This is a genomic window from Pseudomonas asgharzadehiana (genome assembly GCF_019139815.1).
Lineage (GTDB): Bacteria > Pseudomonadota > Gammaproteobacteria > Pseudomonadales > Pseudomonadaceae > Aquipseudomonas > Aquipseudomonas asgharzadehiana.
Window position 1 is genome coordinate 5,238,444 of sequence record NZ_CP077079.1, and the last position, 17,101, is coordinate 5,255,544.

Here is a 17,101-nt window from a genome sequence, read left to right on the forward strand (position 1 = left end):
AGTCATAAGGACTACAAGGAGTCATTATGACCGCACAGTCGCTGCTCACCACCCTGCTGCCCCTGGTCGCCGACCTGTCCCGCGACCTGCCCGAAGGCGAGCGCTACCGCCGCCTGCTGCAAGCCATGCGCGCCCTGCTGCCCTGCGATGCCGCCGCCTTGCTGCGCCTGGATGGCGAATGGCTGGTACCGTTGGCGGTGGACGGCTTGAGCGCCGACACCCTCGGCCGGCGCTTCAAGGTCAGCGAACACCCGCGCTTCGGCGTGCTGCTGAGCAGCCCCGGCCCGACACGTTTCGACAGCGACAGCGAACTGCCCGACCCTTACGACGGCCTGGTCGATGGCCTGCACGGGCACCTTGAAGTCCACGACTGCATGGGCTGCCCGTTGTTTGTCGACGACCACCCCTGGGGCCTGCTGACCCTGGACGCCCTCGACACCGAACGTTTCGAACGGGTTGAGCTCGACGCCCTGCAAGCCTTCGCCAGCCTCGCCGCCGCCACCGTCAACGTCGCCGAACGCATCGAACGCCTGGCCCTGCGTGCCGAAGACGAACACCAGCGCGCCGAGATCTACCGTCAGGCCAGCGGCCAGCAACACAACGAGATGATCGGCCAAAGCAAGGCTCATAAACGCCTGGTCGAGGAAATCAAACTGGTGGGCGGCAGCGACCTGACCGTGCTGATCACCGGCGAAACCGGAGTGGGCAAGGAGCTCGTGGCCCAGGCCATTCACGCGGCATCAACCCGTGCGGACAAACCGCTGATCAGCCTCAACTGCGCAGCCCTGCCGGAAACCCTGGTGGAAAGCGAGCTGTTCGGCCACGTCCGCGGCGCCTTTACCGGCGCGTTGAACGAGCGCCGGGGCAAGTTCGAACTGGCCAATGGCGGCACGTTGTTCCTGGATGAAGTGGGCGAACTGTCGCTGGCCGTGCAAGCCAAGCTGCTGCGGGTACTGCAAAGCGGCCAGTTGCAGCGCCTGGGGTCGGACAAGGAGCACCAGGTGGATGTGCGGCTGATCGCCGCCACCAACCGCGACCTCGCCGATGAAGTGCGCAACGGCCGCTACCGCGCCGATTTCTACCACCGCCTCAGCGTGTACCCGTTGCAAGTGCCCGCGCTGCGCGAGCGCGGACGTGATGTATTGCTGCTGGCGGGTTTCTTCCTGGAGCAGAACCGCTCACGCATGGGCCTGGGCAGCCTGCGCCTGGGCAGCGACGCCCAGGCGGCACTGTTGGCCTATAACTGGCCAGGCAATGTGCGCGAACTGGAGCATCTGATCGGACGCAGCGCGTTGAAAGCCCTGGGCAACTGTCGCGAACGTCCGAAGATTCTCAGCCTGAGCGCCCAGGACCTGGACTTGCCTGATGTCGGCGCACCGGTCGCTGACGCGCCCAGCCCAGTGGCGCCGATAACCGGCGATCTGCGCCAGGCCACCGAGCACTACCAGCGCCAGGTGATCAACGCCTGCCTCGAACGCCACCAGCACAACTGGGCCGGCGCCGCCCGCGAACTGGGCCTGGACCGCGCCAACCTGGGCCGCATGGCCAAGCGCCTTGGCCTCAAATAACCACACAACTGGATCAAATGTATGAAATGCAGGAAATGTGGGAGAGGGCTTGCCCCCGATAGCGGTCTGGCTGACACACTGCCATCGGGGGCAAGTCCCCTCTCACATTAGACGGTCTTCGCCTGGAAGGCCGGGCTGGCAGACTTCGGCTTACGAAACACCAACACATTCCCCACCATCACCAGCACCAACCCCGCCAACGCCGGCGCGGTCCACTGGTAGCCCTCGACAAACGCCGACACATTCAGCGCCACCACCGGAAACAGCACCGTGCAATACGCCGCCCGCTCCGGCCCCATGCGCCCCACCAACGTGAGGTAGGCGGTAAAGCCGATCACCGACCCGGGAATCACCAGGTACCACAAGGCACCGATATAGCGTGCGCTCCAGTCCATCTCAAACGGGATCCCGCTTACCGCGCAATAGGTCGCCAGCATCGCGGCGCCATAGGCCATGCCCCAGGCATTGGTCGTCAACGGCTTGAGCCCGGCCTTCTGTTGCAGGCTCGACAACATATTGCCCGCCGAGAAGCACATCGTCCCCAGCAACGCCAAGCCGAGGCCGAGCAAGGTCTGAGGGCTGGCGGTATGCCCCACCAGTTCCGGCCAGAACAGCAAACCCAGGCCCGCCAGGCCGAGACCGCCGCCCATCAATACATTGCGCGCCACGCGCTGGCCGAAGAACACACGGGCGTTGAGGGCGTTCCACAACGTGGCCGTGGAAAACACCACCGCCACCAGGCCGCTGGGGATCCATTGGCTGGCGGTCAGGAAGCACATGAAGTTGATGCAGAACAGGCACAGGCCCTGGGCCAGGCAGATCAGGTGCCCTCGTCGGTTCATCACCTGCAACTTGCGGCTGAGCAGCAACAACACAAACAGCACCAGCGCCGCGAGGCCGAAGCGATAGACGATGGACACCGGAATCGCCACCACGCCCAACTGCCATTTGAGCGCGATCCAGGTGGTACCCCAGATCAGCACGGTGAGTAGATACAAAGAAAGGTTCATAGCGGGCTCCATCGGTTGAGCCACAGTGTCGCCTTGAACCCGTACACCGTTCTTGCACAATCTTGCGCTTTTGTCGGGCGCCCGGATCACAGCGCAGGCTTCGCGGAGTAGGATGCAAAGCGTCGGAGAACACTCACCATGCCAGACCTGGAATCCCTGCAAGTCTTTCAAGCCCTTAACCGCTCGCCCAACGCACGCCTTGAAGCCTGCGCCGAGCTCGGTGACGGCTTGTCCGCAGCCTTGTGGAGCAACCACCACGACGCCCAGGATTACCAGGCGCCCAGCCATCACACTTTGTCCTGTTACATCGGCGGCGGCACCGGCACGTTTCGGCGTGACCAACCGGGCACCAAGGGTGGGCCCGACAAGTTGTGCATCCTGCCGGCCGAGCACCAGTCGGCGTGGGTAATCAACGGTGAGATCCGCCTGGCCCATGTGTATTTCAGCGCGGAGCAATTTGCCCTGGGTTGCGTCACCCTGCTCGACCGCGAACCGCGCGCGCTGGAGCTGCGCGAAAGCACCTTCCTGGAAGACGCCCGCCAGGCCCGGCGCTTCCACCAGCTCATCGCCCTCAACTGGGCCGAGCCCGCCGAACGCTTGCTGACCAGCAGCCTGGCCCATGAAATGCTCAGCCACACCTTGCTCAGCCAAGTCGGCAGCCGCGAAGGCCTGCGCCTCAAAGGTGGCTTGGCGGCATACCAGCGACGGCTATTGGTGGACTACATCGAGCAACACCTGGAAGAGCCGCTCAGCCTCGGGCAACTGGCCGGGCTGTGTGCGCTGTCGCACTACCACTTCGCGCGGATGTTCCGCCAAAGCTTCGGCCTGCCGCCCCACCAGTACCTGCTGGCGCGCCGGCTCAGCCGCGCGCAACACCTGCTGCGCAGCGGCGCCCTGGCCCTGGGTGAAATTGCCTTGCTGTGCGGGTTTTCCAGCGCCAGCCACTTCACCCATCGCTTCCGCCAGGCCATGGGCGCGGCGCCTGGCGATTACCGCCAGGCCTTCATTTAAACCATCAAGCCCAGCGTCTTGGCCTTGGCCACCGCTTGGGTGCGTCGCTCCACCCCGAGCTTGCTGTGGATACGCCGCGCGTGGGTCTTGACGGTGTGCAGGGAAATAAACAGCCGGTCGGCGATTTCCAGGTTGGAACTGCCCAACGCGATCAACTGCAACACCTCCAACTCACGCTGGCTCAAGGGGTTTTCCACTGCCCCCGAAGTGCATGCGCGGGGTTCCATCCCCAGTTCACTCAACAACCCCGGCGAGCGTAGTCGCAGCTCGCGGATCGCTTGTTGCACCTGGCAACGCTCGGCCAACTCCAAGCCGTTTTGCAGCGAGCGACGCGCCAACGCGGGCTCGCCGACGTGCCAGGCGACTTCCCCAAGCACCAGGTGCAGTTCGGTTTCCAGGCAGAGCATGCCGCGCTGATGAGTCGCCTGCAGCAAGGCACTGAGCCGCGCCACCGGTTGCTCGGCGCAACCGAGCTTCACCTCCGCCAACACCAGCAGGTATTCGAGGCGCGGGATCAATTCCAGGGTGGCCGGCGGCGCTTGTTTGGCCTGGGGCCCACGGAAGTGGCGCAATACGCGACGCATCGCTTCCACGGTCAGTTCGGCGCGGCCCTGCTGCAACCAGAAGTGCCCACTGACCAACAACAGTACGGCGCGGTACACCGTGTCCGGCACCTGGCGTTGCTGCATCAGGCGCTCGGCCTCGCGCAACTGGAAAAATGCCTGGGCGTAATCGCCACGATTGGCAGCCACCAGCGCCAGGCCGAGAAACCCGTAGAGCACGCGTTTGTCCTGGCTGTGCAGGCACATCTTCATGCCGCTCTCGAAACACTCCACCGCCAGGCTATCCTGCCCCTGGCGCAGGGCCAGATGCCCACGGCGCAGAGCGATACGCCCAACCAACGGGCCCGCGCTGAGCCGCTGTTTAAGCAACATCGCCTGCACCCCTTCCAGCAGGCTTTGCGCACGGTAAGGCGCGCCGCGCTGTTCCAGCAACTGGGCGTGATCCAGCTCGAGCAGCGCCTCCAGCAACAATGAGCCATGGGCGCGAGCCAGGCACAACGCCTCGCGGTTCAGGCCCTGGGCCACGTCCAGTTCACCGCGCAGCAAGGCTTGCTGGGTCAGCCCCGACAGGCACATCAGGCGCGAGGTCCAGGCGCTGTCGGGCAAGGCTTGCAGGGCTTCCAGAAAATGCCCGCGAGAACCCTCGGCATCGCCGCCCAGGTGCAACAGCCAGCCCCACTGCGCCTGCCAGCGCGCCAGCAAATGTCGCTGGCGGGGCGCCGTGGATTGCGGGGCAAACCGCGCGAGCTGATCGATGCACACCGCCGCCTGATCGAAGCGCCCGGCGAACAGCAGCGCCGCCGTCAGCAGGCCCACCAGTTGCGCCGAACCGAGCATCAATTCATCGCCGTGCTGTTCATGCAGACGCAACAGCAGCGCGGCGTTTTGCTGGCGGAACAGGTCCTCGAAACTGAAGTGCTGCAACAGGCTCACCGCCACTTCATATTCTTCGGCCAACAGCGCCTGCTCGAAGGCGGCCTGCCAGTCCTGTTCGGCGCAGAACCATTGGCAGGCGCGCCGGTGCCACGAGCGCTTGGCCGGCCAGGGTGCGTTGCGCATCAACTGCGCCAGCGGCGGAAAAACCTGCAGCCAGTCGCTGTCTTCCCACGGCTGGATAAATGCACCGAGGGCCTGTAGATCGCGCAGATACTGGTCGCCATCACCGGCGCCGAACAGATGCTCGCACAGGCCAATGTTGAAACGCGGCAGATGGGCCAGCACCTGCCAGGCCTCCGTCAGTTCGGGCGGCAGGGTGCTGAAGAGTTCATGTTGCAGGTAATCGAGCAGGGTTTTGTCGGGATGGCCGTCGCCCAGCAAGGCGATGCGCACCCCGGCGCACCAGCCGGCGCTGAACTGCAACACACTGTGCAGAGTCTGCCCCGGCGCATGGCTGAGCAGTTGCTGGATTTCCGCCGGGTTGAACGCCAGTTCGGCGCCACATTCGAGCAGCTCATCGTCGAGCAGCAGCCGCGGCCAGTTACACGCCGGCCGCCGTCGCGCGCCCAGCCACCAGGTCAGCGCCGGGCTGCTGGCAATGAGTAGGCGATCGAGCAAGGCGTCGGTGGCAGGAGCGGGCAAGCGGCAAAAATCATCGAGGAACAGCCAGGCAGGGGTCTGCCAACGGCTGAGGTCCAGCAGCAAGGTGGCTTCATCGGTAAACGCCAGGCCCAGGTTCTGCGCCAGGTGCCGACACAGGTCGAGCGGGCTGAGGGCCACGCCATTGAGGGGCAGCCAATACACCTGACAACCCGTCGGCGCCTGCAATGCGCATTCAGCGAGCAAGGCACTCTTGCCGCTGCCGCCGGGCGCGCACAACAACTTGACCCGTACCTGCGCCGCCAGCAACGGCTCGGCCAGGCGCGGGCGCAGCAGATGATGGGCGGACAGCCGAGGCATGAATCCAGGACGGTCCAGGCAGCGTGTCATGGCAGTCATTGCTGCATCCTGCGTTTTTATTGTTATGCAACGTGATGCGTACCCTAGTCCTGAGGCGGGCGGTTGTTGAAGAAGTATTCAGCGGGGTGATTGAGGGCCATGCATAGAACCCCATGTGTATAAAACCAGTGTGGGAGGGGGCAGCAAGCCCCCTCCCAGATTTTGCCTCCACTTCGATCCGGGATCAGCGCACGCCCTCAGCCCGCAAGGCTGCCGGGGTGTAGTCCGCCGCCTTGGCCGCGAAGCCGAACACGAAGCTGCTTTTCTCCTCGTTTTTCATGCCCAGCGCGATGTAGCGCCCGGCGATCAGGTCATACAGGGTTTCCACCGTGTAGGCCGGCACCTGGTGGTCGTAGTAGAACTGCGCATGGCCTTCGGCAACCCGCCACAGTTGGCCGCGGCCGTCGTAGTGATCCACCAGCGCGACTTGCCAGCTGTCTTCGTCGATGTACATGTGGCGCTTGGCATAGATATGCCGCTCGCTGGGCTTGACCGTACCGACCACTTCCCACACCCGGTGCAGTTCGTAGCGGGTCAGGTCCTGGTTGATGTGCCCGGCCTTGATGATGTCGTCGTACTTGAGCGAGGGCGAGTCGAGCTTGTAGCTGTTGTAGGGGATGTACATCTCTTTTTTGCCCACCAGCTTCCAGTCATAGCGGTCGGGCGCGCCGGAGAACATGTCGAAGTTGTCGGTGGTGCGCAGGCCGTCGGAGGCGGTGCCCGGGCCGTCGTAGGACACTTGCGGCGCGCGTCGCACGCGGCGTTGGCCAGCGTTGTAGATCCAGGCCAGGCGTGGCTCCTTCACTTGGTCGAGGGTTTCATGCACCAACAGCACGTTGCCCGCCAGGCGCGCAGGGGCGGTGACCGATTGCTTGAAATAGCTGAGCACGTTGGCCGCCTTGGCCTGATCGATATCCGGGATCGCTTGCGGCACCGCCACTTCTTCTTCGAAGCGGATCGGCGTGTAGCTGCCGTTGGTCTGCGGGGTGGCCTGGGTGATGATGCGGCGCAAGTTACCGCCGTGGTAACGGGTGATGTGGTTCCACAGCACCTCCACGCCGTTCTTCGGAATCGGGAATGCGTAGTAACGGTTGCCGGTGAAGTTTTCCAGGCCGTTACCGTCATTGATCGCCTTGACGTTCAGCGCGCTGCGCTTGATCGACTCGTAGATATCCGCCGGCAGGTTGACCGTACGGTGGCTGGGGTACACCGGGATCTTGTAGGTCTCGGGGTAGCGCTTGAACATCGCCACCTGGCCGTCGGAGAGCTTGTCTTTGTACTTGTCGACGGTGGCGGCGGTGATCACGAACAGCGGTTTTTCGCTGGCGAATGGGTCGGCAAGGAAACCTTTGCTGTCCACCGCGCCGGCGTTTTTCGGGATGCCGCCGGTCCAGGCCGGGATCGAGCCGTCGGCGTTGCCGGCCTTTTCGGCACCGACCGGGGTCAGGATGGTGCCCAGCTTGGCGGCTTCTTCCGGCGACACCGCCGCCATCACGTGGGCGGCCAACAGACTCAGGGCCAATACTGCAATTGTCTTACGCATAGGTTCTTGTCCTTCTTTAAGCCAGATCAGAAGTTCACGCCGAAGCTGAGGGCGAGGAAGTCACGGTCGGTCAGGGTGTTGTAGTCGCCACCGAAGAAATCGGTGTAGCTGAGGCTGGCGGTGTAGGTGCTGCGGTAGTCCGCATCCACGCCGACGCTGATGGCCTTGGCGCCTTTATTGAACAGACCGTTGGGACCGTAACCGGCCACGTCATGGGACCAGGACAGGTTGGGCTTGAGGTTCACCCCGGCAATCGCATTGTTGTAGTCCAGGATCGCCCGCGCGCGGTAGCCCCACGAGGTGGAAGTGACGAAACCGTCGGTGTCGCCCTGGAAACCATAGGCGCCGTACACCGAATCACGGCCGTAACGCAGTTTGGATTTGTCCTCCAGGCCCGCCACGTGCACGACGGCCGCCTCGCCTACCAGGGTCAGGCGTTCGGCGCCCAGCACCTGGTCGAAGAACTGAGTCAGGGAGCTTTGGATCTGGGTGATTTCCTTGCGGCGATAGCCTTTGTTGTCGCTGCCGAAATTGCTGCGGATGGGCGACGCGAGTTGACCGGACGTCGGGTTGATCAGGGCCAGGGTCAGGTCGGTGGTATTCAACTGCACCGGGGCATTCGGGCGATAGCTGATCTCACCGGTCCACGCAGTGCCGGTGGGCAGGGTGGTGGAGAAACTGGCCCCAAACAGGCGGATATCTTCCGGATATTCAAGGTAGTACTGGCCACGGCCGAGCATCGTGCTGGTGACCAGGCTATCTCCCGTATTCGGCCGCAACAGGTTGGAAAGGTCGCGGATGGCGTCCATCGTCGTCGCGTTGGAGTTGTTGGTAATTGTCCCCACAGTCGGCGTCCGGCTGTGGTAGTTCATAAAGTACAAACCATACTCGGTGTCGTCCCCCAACCACCGCAGGGCGGCGCCAAATTGACCGGAATCGCGAGCATCACGGTCGCCGGCGCGGCGTACGATCACCCCTTCATTGGTTACCCCAAAGCCTTGGCCAAAGCGCGCGGCCACGGGTTGCAACGGTGCAATCGCCGGGCTGCCCACCGTGTAATTACCCGTGCAACCATCCGCCGCCACATCCCCACCGAAGAACGTGCCGCAGTTATCCAGCACGGTCTGGTCCCACTCCAACTGGTAGAAACCCTCCACGGTCAGCTGGCTGGTCAGGCTCTGGGACGCGAATAGCATGTTCACCGGGATCAGGCCTTCCTTGATCTCGGCACCGGGCCGACGGAAGGCCGACACGTCAATGGGGTTGATGCTGTTGATGGAGTTGCCGATGAAGGTACTTTCGCCCCAACTGACCACTTGCTTACCGGCGCGCACGGTGCCCGGCAGGTCGCCCAGGGAGTAGTTGTGGTAGACGAACGCATCGAGGATCTGCGCGCCGCTGGACTTGGCGCCTTCCTTGCGGTTGTGGTCGCTGATCTGTTTGAACTCGCGGTCTTCGTCCTTGAGTTCAAAGTCGTACCAGTACTTGCCACGGACGAACACACCGGTGTCGCCGTATTTGAGCTCAAGGTCGTGCAGGCCCTTGAAGATCTTGGAGAAGGTTTCGCCCTTCTTGAAATTGAGCCGCCCGTCATCCCCGGTGGACGCTTGCCCCGTACCGCCGTTGACGGTGCCGACCAGGCTCTTGTCGGCATCGCGCATGCCCCAACTCGCACCCACCGACAACGACGAATCGAATTGCCCTTCGATCTCGCCAATATTGAACGAAACAGCCTGAGCCTGGGCACAGCAACCCAAGGCAACCGCAGCGGCCAGCGCCTGTGGCGTGAAGATGGCGCGCATTGTTGTTTTTGTCATGCGTCTTCCCCGGTGAGTGACAGAAGGCTCCACCCTACTGCCGCGCATCGGGAGCGATAAGCGCACCAAGGAGGGATTCGCGTTGTCGCTCAAAAGGATTACCGGGCGCTCTGGCTGGGGTCTTGGCGACGGCATGGATCGGGTGGATGGTGGCTTATCAGGGGAATGGATGGCGCCCAGGGCAACTGTTGCCGTATCGGTAACAGTCCTTGTTCCGAAGCGCTATTACTCATTGTGTTACCAACGGCTATTCTTGCCGGGCTTTCAGGGCAAACCGCCCGCTTCCGCCACCGGAAGAAAAGCCATGTTCAAATGGATTGGTGCCTGTTTTCAATCTGTTACCGGTGTTCACTGACGTTGATTTGTCGCTCCTTGATCCAACGTCTTACTTCGGCCGCTGCGTTTGCAGCGGCCTTTTTTATGCCTGGAATAAAAACGGGGCGCCCATGGCGCCCCGTCATATTCAAGGGTATTCAAGCAACGATCACAGGCTGTATTTCTGCAGGTTGGCCATCATCTCCTTCAACGCCTCGATGTTGTCTTGAGGATGGGCTGCGCCTTCGAAATCGCAGATCTGCTGCCAGTGCGCCGCCACGTCATCGGGCGAAAAACCGGCCTCGGGGTCAAAACCCACACCCAGGCTGCGCTCCCAGCGGGTCTTGCCAACCCAGCCGCCGCCCACTTCGAATAGACCCGAGGTTTCCTGGCACGCCTCGCTGCCCAGGTACACCACCAGCGGGCTGACCAGCTCCGGCTTGAGGCGCTCGAATACCTGCGGCGGGATCAGGCCTTCGGTCATGCGCGTGCCGCCGGTGGGGGCGATGGCATTGACCAGGATATTGTTCTTGCGCCCTTCCAGCGCCAGGGTGCGGGTCAGGCCATACAGGCCAAGCTTGGCCATGCCGTAGTTGGACTGGCCAAAGTTGCCGTAGATGCCCGAAGTGGACGCGGTGAAGATCACCCGGCCATACCCTTGCTCACGCAGATGGGGCCAGGCGGCGCGGGTGACTTTGTAGGCGCCTTCGACATGCACGCGGTAAACCAGGTCCCAGTCGGCGTCGTCCATTTTGTGGAAGGTTTTATCGCGCAGGATGCCGGCATTGTTGACCACCACATCGATGCGGCCGAAGGCGTCCAGTGCGTGCTGCACGATCTTGTCACCGTCGGTGACAGAGTCATGGTTGGCCTCGGCGATACCGCCCGCCGCGCGGATTTCCGCCACCACCCGATCAGCCGCCGACGCATTGGCGCCTTCGCCCTGGGTAGAACCACCCAGATCGTTGACCAGTACCTTGGCCCCGTGCCTGGCGAACAACAGCGCATGGGCCCGGCCCAAGCCGCCGCCGGCACCGGTGACGATCACGACCTTATCCTGGAACTGCACTGACTCACTCATACCGAACTCCAATGGCGACAATGGCAATGGGTGGAGTGTCAGGCACAGCGTCTCTGGTCACAATAAAAACGGCCAGGGCTGAATGGTGCTCGATAAGGCTGGGGGATGATCCTGCGGCTCAGGAATAAGCCACTCGCGACTCAACCTGCCGGATGCGCTCACGAAACGCCAGGTAGTGCTTGAGCACCTGCACCGGCGCCTCGATCTGCGGGTAGTGGCCGATATTGGCGAGCAACACCGTGTCGGCGTGGGGCACCAACTGGTGGTAACGCTCCAGCATATGAACACCGGAGATGGGGTCGAGCTCGCCGTTGATCAGCTTCAGCGGCACCTCACCCTGCTGCATCGCCGTAACCCAGCGCTCACGCAGGCGCCGACGCTGAGGGATGTAGGCAATCAATTTGTGCAGGATGCGCGTGCCGTCATTGCCGTCGATCAGGCTCCAGAAGTCGTCCAGGGCGCTTTCGCTGGGGCGGGTATCGGGGCCGAAAATCTCGTTGAAGCTGTTCGCCAGGGCATTGCGCCCGAAGGCTCGACCGATCATCCAGCCCAATGGGCTGAGCAAGAGCTTTTGTACCAACGCCGGGCGATGGGTTTCCGGGAACAACCCGCCGTTGAGAAACACGCAACTGGCCATCCGGAACCGGCCCTCGGAATGGCGAGCCAACAGTTCCTGGGCGACGCTGTCCCCGTAGTCATGGGCCAGCACATGCACCGGCTGCTCAACCCGCAGGTGTTCGAGCAGGGCTTGTTGCACATCCGCCTGCTCCAACAGGCAGTAGCCGTGATCGAGCGGCTTGGCCGAATCGCCGAAGCCGAGCATGTCACACGCAATGACCAGGTTGTGCTGGGTCAGGGGCTGCCACAGGTAATGCCAGTCCCAACTGGCCGTGGGGAAGCCATGGATCAACAGCAAGGGTTCGCCCTGCCCCGCCACCCAATAGCGGAGGGTGTGGCCGCGAAAATCGAAACTCTGGCTGCGCTTGCGCCAGGCTCTGAGGGGGATCTCGGCGAGTGGCATCAGCTTCTATACCCAGGGTCTTGAGCATCCAATTTACGTAGCAACGCCGGCCAGGCCAGCGCGCCCCCCATACCTTGAGCACTCTTGGTGACCGCCGCCACCATGGCCTTGGCGCCCGCCAGAATCTGCGGGCCGATGGCGATCAGTTCCGCGCCGCCGTTTTGCGCCAGCACCTGGATATCGCAGGCACGCTGGAAGGTAAACATCATCAGGAAGGTGTCGGCGATGGTGTTGGCGCAGGTCAGCAGCCCATGGTTGTGCAGCATCAGGAAATGCTTGTCGCCCAGGTCGGCTTGCAGGCGCGCCTTCTCTTCGTGATTCAGCGCCACACCCTCATAGGCGTGATAGGCCAGGCTCGACAGCACGAAGATCGATTGCTGGCTGATCGGCAACACACCTTGCTTTTGCGCGGCCACCGCAACACCGGCGGCGGTGTGGGTGTGCAGCACGCAGGTCACGTCGTGACGCACTTCATGGATGGCGCTGTGGATGGTGTAGCCCGCCGGGTTGATCTCGTAGGGGCTGTCCATCAGCTTGTTGCCGGCCTGGTCGACTTTGACCAGGCTCGACGCGGTGATCTCGTGGAACATCAGCCCGTAGGGGTTGATCAGGAAATCATCGGTGCCCGGCACCTTGGCCGAGATATGGGTGAAGATCAAATCATCCCAGCCATGCAGCGCCACCAGGCGGTAGCAGGCCGCCAGGTCGACACGGGTTTGCCATTCGGCAGCGCTGACCTGGTCTTTGACATTCTGCGGCGATACAACCGGGGCTAGGCTCACGGCAATGACCTCCTTGGCGCACGTTCTTATTGTTTTTTTAAGTGATGGGCCAGTCTAGTCAGACGCCCTGGCCGAAGGAGTTGCCTTCGCAGCCAGCTTGATGACCGAGCGAGTCAGCTGTGAGGATAGTTTAATTTTGTTTAAACGGCGTCAAAGAGACGCCGTCAATAAAACTGCCGCGCACCGTCGGCAAAGCCCGTTCAATTGCGCAGTGCGCTAACCAATTCGGCCAGCCAAGGCTCGGCGTCGGCTTCCGGGGTGACGCTTTCGCTGGCGTCCAGGCGCAACATCGGCAGCACTTCATGTACACCCAACTCACCGAACAACTCGCGCATCTGTTCGCCGCCGCCACAGAAGGTATCGCCGTAGCTCGCATCGCCCAGGCCGATCACCGCGCCGGGCAGGCCACGCCAGGCGGCGGGCAACTGATCGCGAATGGTCGAGTACAGCGGTTGCAGGTTGTCGGGCAATTCGCCCATGCCGGTGGTCGACGTCACTGCAAGGAAGGCCTGCGGGGCAAAGGCCTGCACCTCGGCCAGGGTAGCGCGCGGGTTGTGCAAGACTTCAAAACCGGCGTTATTGAGGATGCCTGCGGCGTGGCGGGCGACTTCTTCAGCCGTGCCGTACACCGAGCCGGAAAGGATGGCGACTTTCATCAATCTGATCCTGTAGTTGAGCGAAAGGCTGGGATATTAACAGCGGTGCAAAAATTTCGCGGCACGCCATGCAAGATTGTGAAGTTGCCATAAACTGTCTCACTCCTGACTAAGCCATGGATCGCCTAATGATCAACGCCAAGCTGATGCAAATGATCGTCAACGCTTCCAACGACGGCATCGTGGTCGCCGAACGCGAAGGCAAGGACAAGCCGCTGATCTACGTTAACCCGGCCTTCGAACGGCTGACGGGCTACACGCTGGATGAAATCCTCTATCAGGATTGCCGCTTCCTGCAATCGGGCGACCGCGATCAGCCGGCCCTGATGGCGATTCGAGATGCCTTGGAAGACGGCGGTGCGTGCCGGGAGATCCTGCGTAATTACCGCAAGGACGGCAGCCATTTCTGGAATGAGCTGTCACTTTCAACGGTGTATAACGAGGCCGATAAACAAACCTATTTTGTCGGCGTACAAAAGGACGTCACGCTCCAGGTCAAGGCCCAGCAGCGTGTTACCCAGTTGGAAAGCGAACTGGCGGGGGTCAAGGCCGAGCTGGCCGCGCTCAAGGCGACGAGCGGATCTAACAAAATTTAGAATCCGCAGCCATTCGGTAGGATAATGGCACTTTAATGCCCTTCTATTGAGCAACCGCGATGCCACGCAACGCACTCTTGACCCAAGACGAACTGGATTTCATCCAGAGCATGCAGCACAACCCGCAACTGAACCTGCATGAGGCTTCGTCGAGCCTGACCGTCAATGGAGGCGCACAGATTCGCGACTTGCTCACCCGGCTGGCGGCCCACGACCAGGTCACCATCCAGGCGCAGTTCGACAACCAGCAACTGACCTTCCCTCTGCATCTGGTCGAAGATGAGTTCAATGCGGTGCATCTGCGCTTGGGGGTACCGAGCATTTTCGAAGACGGGCCGATGATCCGGCCGTGGCGCATGGCACTTGAGGAACCGGTGGCATTGGAGAACGTCAGGGGTACTCCTGGCGCGCTTTGGGTGCATGAAGTGTCGTTCAAGGGCGTGCTGGTGGAAATTCGCGGCCGGATCAAACCACCCAGGACCTTTTCACTATGGTTCAGCCCGTCCGGCTACGAACGCATCGCGTTGCGTGGCACGCTGGAGCGGGAAACCGCCCGTGGCCTGTTTGCCTACCGCTTGAGCCAGACTGATGGGGGCGAAACCGAGCGCCTGCGCCAGTTCATCCTGCATCAACATCGCCTGATGCACCCGCACGTGCACGCCTGACCTCAGGTATCCAGGCTGCCACGGAGAAACTGCTGCAAGCGGCGCTGCATCAAGCGCCCTTCACTGCCCAGGCAACCGACGGAAGACCCCGCGAGGTCGTGTTCCGCCAGGTCCGAAGCGGCCCCGGCGATGAACAGCGGGCAGTCCAGGGTCTGCGCCAGACGGTTCAGGCGCCCGACCAGTTCGTGGTTATGTGAATAGTTGGAGAACATCACCAGCGCCTTCGGACGAGCCTTCTCACACACCAGCGTCAACTCATCAAATGGCTGGCCCATGCCCAGCACCTTCACGGCCAGGTCTTCCCGGCTCATCAGCATTGCCGCCACCAGCAACTCCAATTTACGGCACTCGCCGGGCATCGCCGCCAGCAATACCCGAGGTGCAGGCGACGCGCTCGCCAGGTGCAAGCGCTCAAAGGTATGGATACGCAGGAAAGAGTCGTAAAACAGCCATTCACTGGCCTGGCCGAAACGGCCTTGATGACGCAACAGTTCATTCCAGAGGGGCATCAGGATGTCCTGGAATGCCACGCTGAGGGGGTATGTCGCGCAGATCTGGCCATACAGGCATTCCAGTTGACGATCATCAAAGGCACTGACGGCCTGCCGCAGGCGGGCCCGCCACTGCGACCACTCGCACTCTTCGACGGCGCCCCGCTGAGCGCGAACCGTTTCGGCCTGTTGATCGTCGCGGGCAAGAATTTTGCCCACTTTGCTGACCGCCACCCCGCGCTCAATCCAATCGAGAATACGATTGACGGTCACGATATCGGCTTGGGAGTAGAGACGGTGCCCGCTTTCGGTGCGCAGGGGCTGGATCAGGCCATAACGGCGCTCCCAGGCACGCAGGGTGACCGGGTTGACGCCTGTCAATCTCGAGACTTCACGGATTGGAAACAACGCGTCGGCGTCGACCGGTTCCAGATGCGAAAGCCTATCAATGTGAGCAGTAATCACGGGCATTTGAGAGCAAAACACCGACGGATATTGGGCGCTTATTTAACGCCTTTACACCTGTCTTTTTCAAGTTCTGCGCTTTTCGGACCAATGTCGCTGATTTATTGCGCTAAAACAGGAATAATTCTTGCCTGTCTGCTCTGGTGAAAAGAGCAACGACGCGGCACCACCCCGCAGCGTCGTCCGTGCACCACCTACCCGGTTGAACGCACCCGAATACTTGGAGATACACAATGTCTACTTCTCCCGTCACCTTGATGGTTGCGCGCCGCGTCGCCAAAGGTCGTTACGAAGAACTGATGGCCTGGCTGCGCGAAGGCGAGCAACTGGCTACGGACTTCCCCGGTTACCTGGGTTCAGGCGTGCTCGCGCCACCGCCCAACGATGATGAGTTCCAGATCATTTTCCGCTTCGCCGACGAAAAGACCCTGCACGCCTGGGAGTTTTCCGCGTCCCGCGGCGCCTGGCTGAGCCGTGGCAGCGAGCTGTTTGCCGACCCCTCCGAGCACCGCGTGCGCGGCATCGATGGCTGGTTCGGTGCGGTGGGTTCAAGGCCGCCGCGCTGGAAGCAGGCCGTGGCGATCTGGCTGGCGTTTTTCCCGGTGTCGCTGCTGTTCAACTTTGTACTGGGGCCATTGCTCAACGAATTGGCCCTGCTGCCGCGCGTACTGGTCAGCACGCTGGCGCTCACACCGCTGATGGTTTACCTGTTCATTCCGCTGTCGACCCACCTGCTTTCGAACTGGCTGCATCCCGCGCCGGCACCGCGCAAGGCCACCGAAGCGGCGGCGTGAGTACAGGGGCGGCCCGTCGCTGGTATGATTTGCGCCTGCCAGCGACGCGAGCCTCCCATGACTGCAACGAACGCCCCGATCCTGATCACCGGCGCCGGCCAGCGCGTCGGCCAACATTGCGCCCAGCGCCTGCTGGACGAGGGCCAGTCGGTGATTTTCAGCTACCGCAGCGAACGCCCCGGCGTGCAGGCCCTGCGCGAACGGGGTGCGATCGGCGTGTTTGCCGATTTCTCCAGCGAGGCCGGGATCCTGGCGTTTATTGCTGAACTGAACACCCATACCCAGAGCCTGCGTGCGATCATCCACAACGCTTCGGCCTGGGTCGCGGAAACGCCAGGCGATGAAAGTCGCGCGTTCAGCGACATGTTCAGCGTACACATGCTTGCGCCCTACCTGATCAACCTGCATTGTTCACCGTTGCTGCAACGCTCATCACCTGCCGATATCGTGCATATCAGCGACGATGTGGTGCGCAAGGGCAGCCGTCAGCACATCGCCTATTGCGCCACCAAGGCGGGGCTCAACAGCCTGACACTGTCATTTGCCGCGCAGTTTGCGCCGCAGATCAAGGTCAACGGCATCGCCCCGGCGATGGTGATGTTCAACGCGGACGACGACGCGGCCTACCGCGCCAAGGTCCTGGCCAAGTCGGCATTGGGCATCGAGCCCGGCCCCGAGGTGATCTACCAGAGCGTGCGTTACCTGCTGGACAATCCCTATGTCACCGGTACCACCCTGACCGTCAACGGCGGGCGGCATATCAAGTAAGCCGTTTGTGAGGATGTTGT

15 protein-coding genes are annotated in these 17,101 nt (G+C 62.2%); 6 read left to right on the top strand and 9 right to left on the bottom strand.

The genetic code is table 11. The features are described from left to right. Positions 1-26: 26 nt before the first annotated feature. Positions 27-1,568, top strand: coding sequence for a nitric oxide reductase transcriptional regulator NorR (gene norR, locus KSS96_RS23790; protein WP_017531101.1), 1,542 nt, complete (start codon positions 27-29; stop codon positions 1,566-1,568). 107 nt (positions 1,569-1,675) lie between these two features. Here norR and KSS96_RS23795 read toward each other — a convergent pair whose 3' ends face one another. Further along, complete coding sequence (locus tag KSS96_RS23795; RefSeq protein ID WP_017531102.1) at positions 1,676-2,578, bottom strand: DMT family transporter; 903 nt, start codon at positions 2,576-2,578, stop codon at positions 1,676-1,678. 138 nt (positions 2,579-2,716) lie between these two features. Between KSS96_RS23795 and KSS96_RS23800 the strand changes: the two genes are divergently transcribed. Further along, a complete protein-coding gene (locus KSS96_RS23800; protein ID WP_017531103.1) occupies positions 2,717-3,589 on the top strand; it encodes a helix-turn-helix domain-containing protein in 873 nt (290 codons plus the stop codon). Here the strand turns inward: KSS96_RS23800 and KSS96_RS23805 are convergent. The 7 genes from KSS96_RS23805 to KSS96_RS23835 all read right to left on the bottom strand — a co-directional run bounded on the left by KSS96_RS23805 (position 3,586) and on the right by KSS96_RS23835 (position 13,302). Next, positions 3,586-6,087, bottom strand: a complete 2,502-nt coding sequence (locus tag KSS96_RS23805; RefSeq protein WP_217855363.1) for a LuxR C-terminal-related transcriptional regulator — start codon at positions 6,085-6,087, stop codon at positions 3,586-3,588. The genes KSS96_RS23800 and KSS96_RS23805 overlap by 4 nt on opposite strands. Before the next feature lie 184 nt (positions 6,088-6,271). Then, positions 6,272-7,630 (bottom strand): DUF1329 domain-containing protein, encoded by a 1,359-nt coding sequence (locus KSS96_RS23810; RefSeq protein ID WP_217855365.1) that lies wholly within the window; start codon positions 7,628-7,630, stop codon positions 6,272-6,274. A gap of 26 nt (positions 7,631-7,656) precedes the next feature. Then, positions 7,657-9,447 (bottom strand): DUF1302 domain-containing protein, encoded by a 1,791-nt coding sequence (locus KSS96_RS23815; RefSeq protein ID WP_065876562.1) that lies wholly within the window; start codon positions 9,445-9,447, stop codon positions 7,657-7,659. A 484-nt stretch (positions 9,448-9,931) separates the two neighbouring features. Further along, positions 9,932-10,843, bottom strand: a complete 912-nt coding sequence (locus tag KSS96_RS23820; protein WP_065876563.1) for an SDR family oxidoreductase — start codon at positions 10,841-10,843, stop codon at positions 9,932-9,934. A gap of 118 nt (positions 10,844-10,961) precedes the next feature. Further along, a complete protein-coding gene (locus KSS96_RS23825; protein ID WP_065876564.1) occupies positions 10,962-11,864 on the bottom strand; it encodes an alpha/beta fold hydrolase in 903 nt (300 codons plus the stop codon). Then, positions 11,864-12,646, bottom strand: a complete 783-nt coding sequence (locus tag KSS96_RS23830) for a class II aldolase/adducin family protein (protein WP_017531109.1) — start codon at positions 12,644-12,646, stop codon at positions 11,864-11,866. The genes KSS96_RS23825 and KSS96_RS23830 overlap by 1 nt, the downstream gene beginning before the upstream one ends. Positions 12,647-12,846: 200 nt before the next feature. Continuing rightward, a complete protein-coding gene (locus KSS96_RS23835) occupies positions 12,847-13,302 on the bottom strand; it encodes a flavodoxin (RefSeq protein WP_017531110.1) in 456 nt (151 codons plus the stop codon). A gap of 128 nt (positions 13,303-13,430) precedes the next feature. Here KSS96_RS23835 and KSS96_RS23840 point away from each other — a divergent pair, with 128 nt between their 5' ends. After that, positions 13,431-13,898 (top strand): PAS domain-containing protein, encoded by a 468-nt coding sequence (locus KSS96_RS23840; protein ID WP_217856504.1) that lies wholly within the window; start codon positions 13,431-13,433, stop codon positions 13,896-13,898. A 59-nt stretch (positions 13,899-13,957) separates the two neighbouring features. Continuing rightward, entirely contained in the window at positions 13,958-14,563 is a 606-nt protein-coding gene (locus KSS96_RS23845) for a hypothetical protein (protein WP_068937468.1), read from the top strand. Positions 14,564-14,565: 2 nt separating this feature from the next. Here the strand turns inward: KSS96_RS23845 and KSS96_RS23850 are convergent, their stop codons facing one another. After that, positions 14,566-15,525, bottom strand: coding sequence for a MerR family transcriptional regulator (locus tag KSS96_RS23850; protein WP_217855367.1), 960 nt, complete (start codon positions 15,523-15,525; stop codon positions 14,566-14,568). A 227-nt stretch (positions 15,526-15,752) separates the two neighbouring features. Here KSS96_RS23850 and KSS96_RS23855 point away from each other — a divergent pair, with 227 nt between their 5' ends. Next, positions 15,753-16,313 carry a putative antibiotic biosynthesis monooxygenase gene (locus KSS96_RS23855; protein ID WP_017531114.1) on the top strand — a complete coding sequence of 187 codons (561 nt, stop codon included), beginning with the start codon at positions 15,753-15,755 and terminating at the stop codon, positions 16,311-16,313. A 57-nt stretch (positions 16,314-16,370) separates the two neighbouring features. Then, entirely contained in the window at positions 16,371-17,081 is a 711-nt protein-coding gene (gene folM / locus KSS96_RS23860) for a dihydromonapterin reductase (RefSeq protein ID WP_065876567.1), read from the top strand. Positions 17,082-17,101 lie beyond the last annotated feature (20 nt).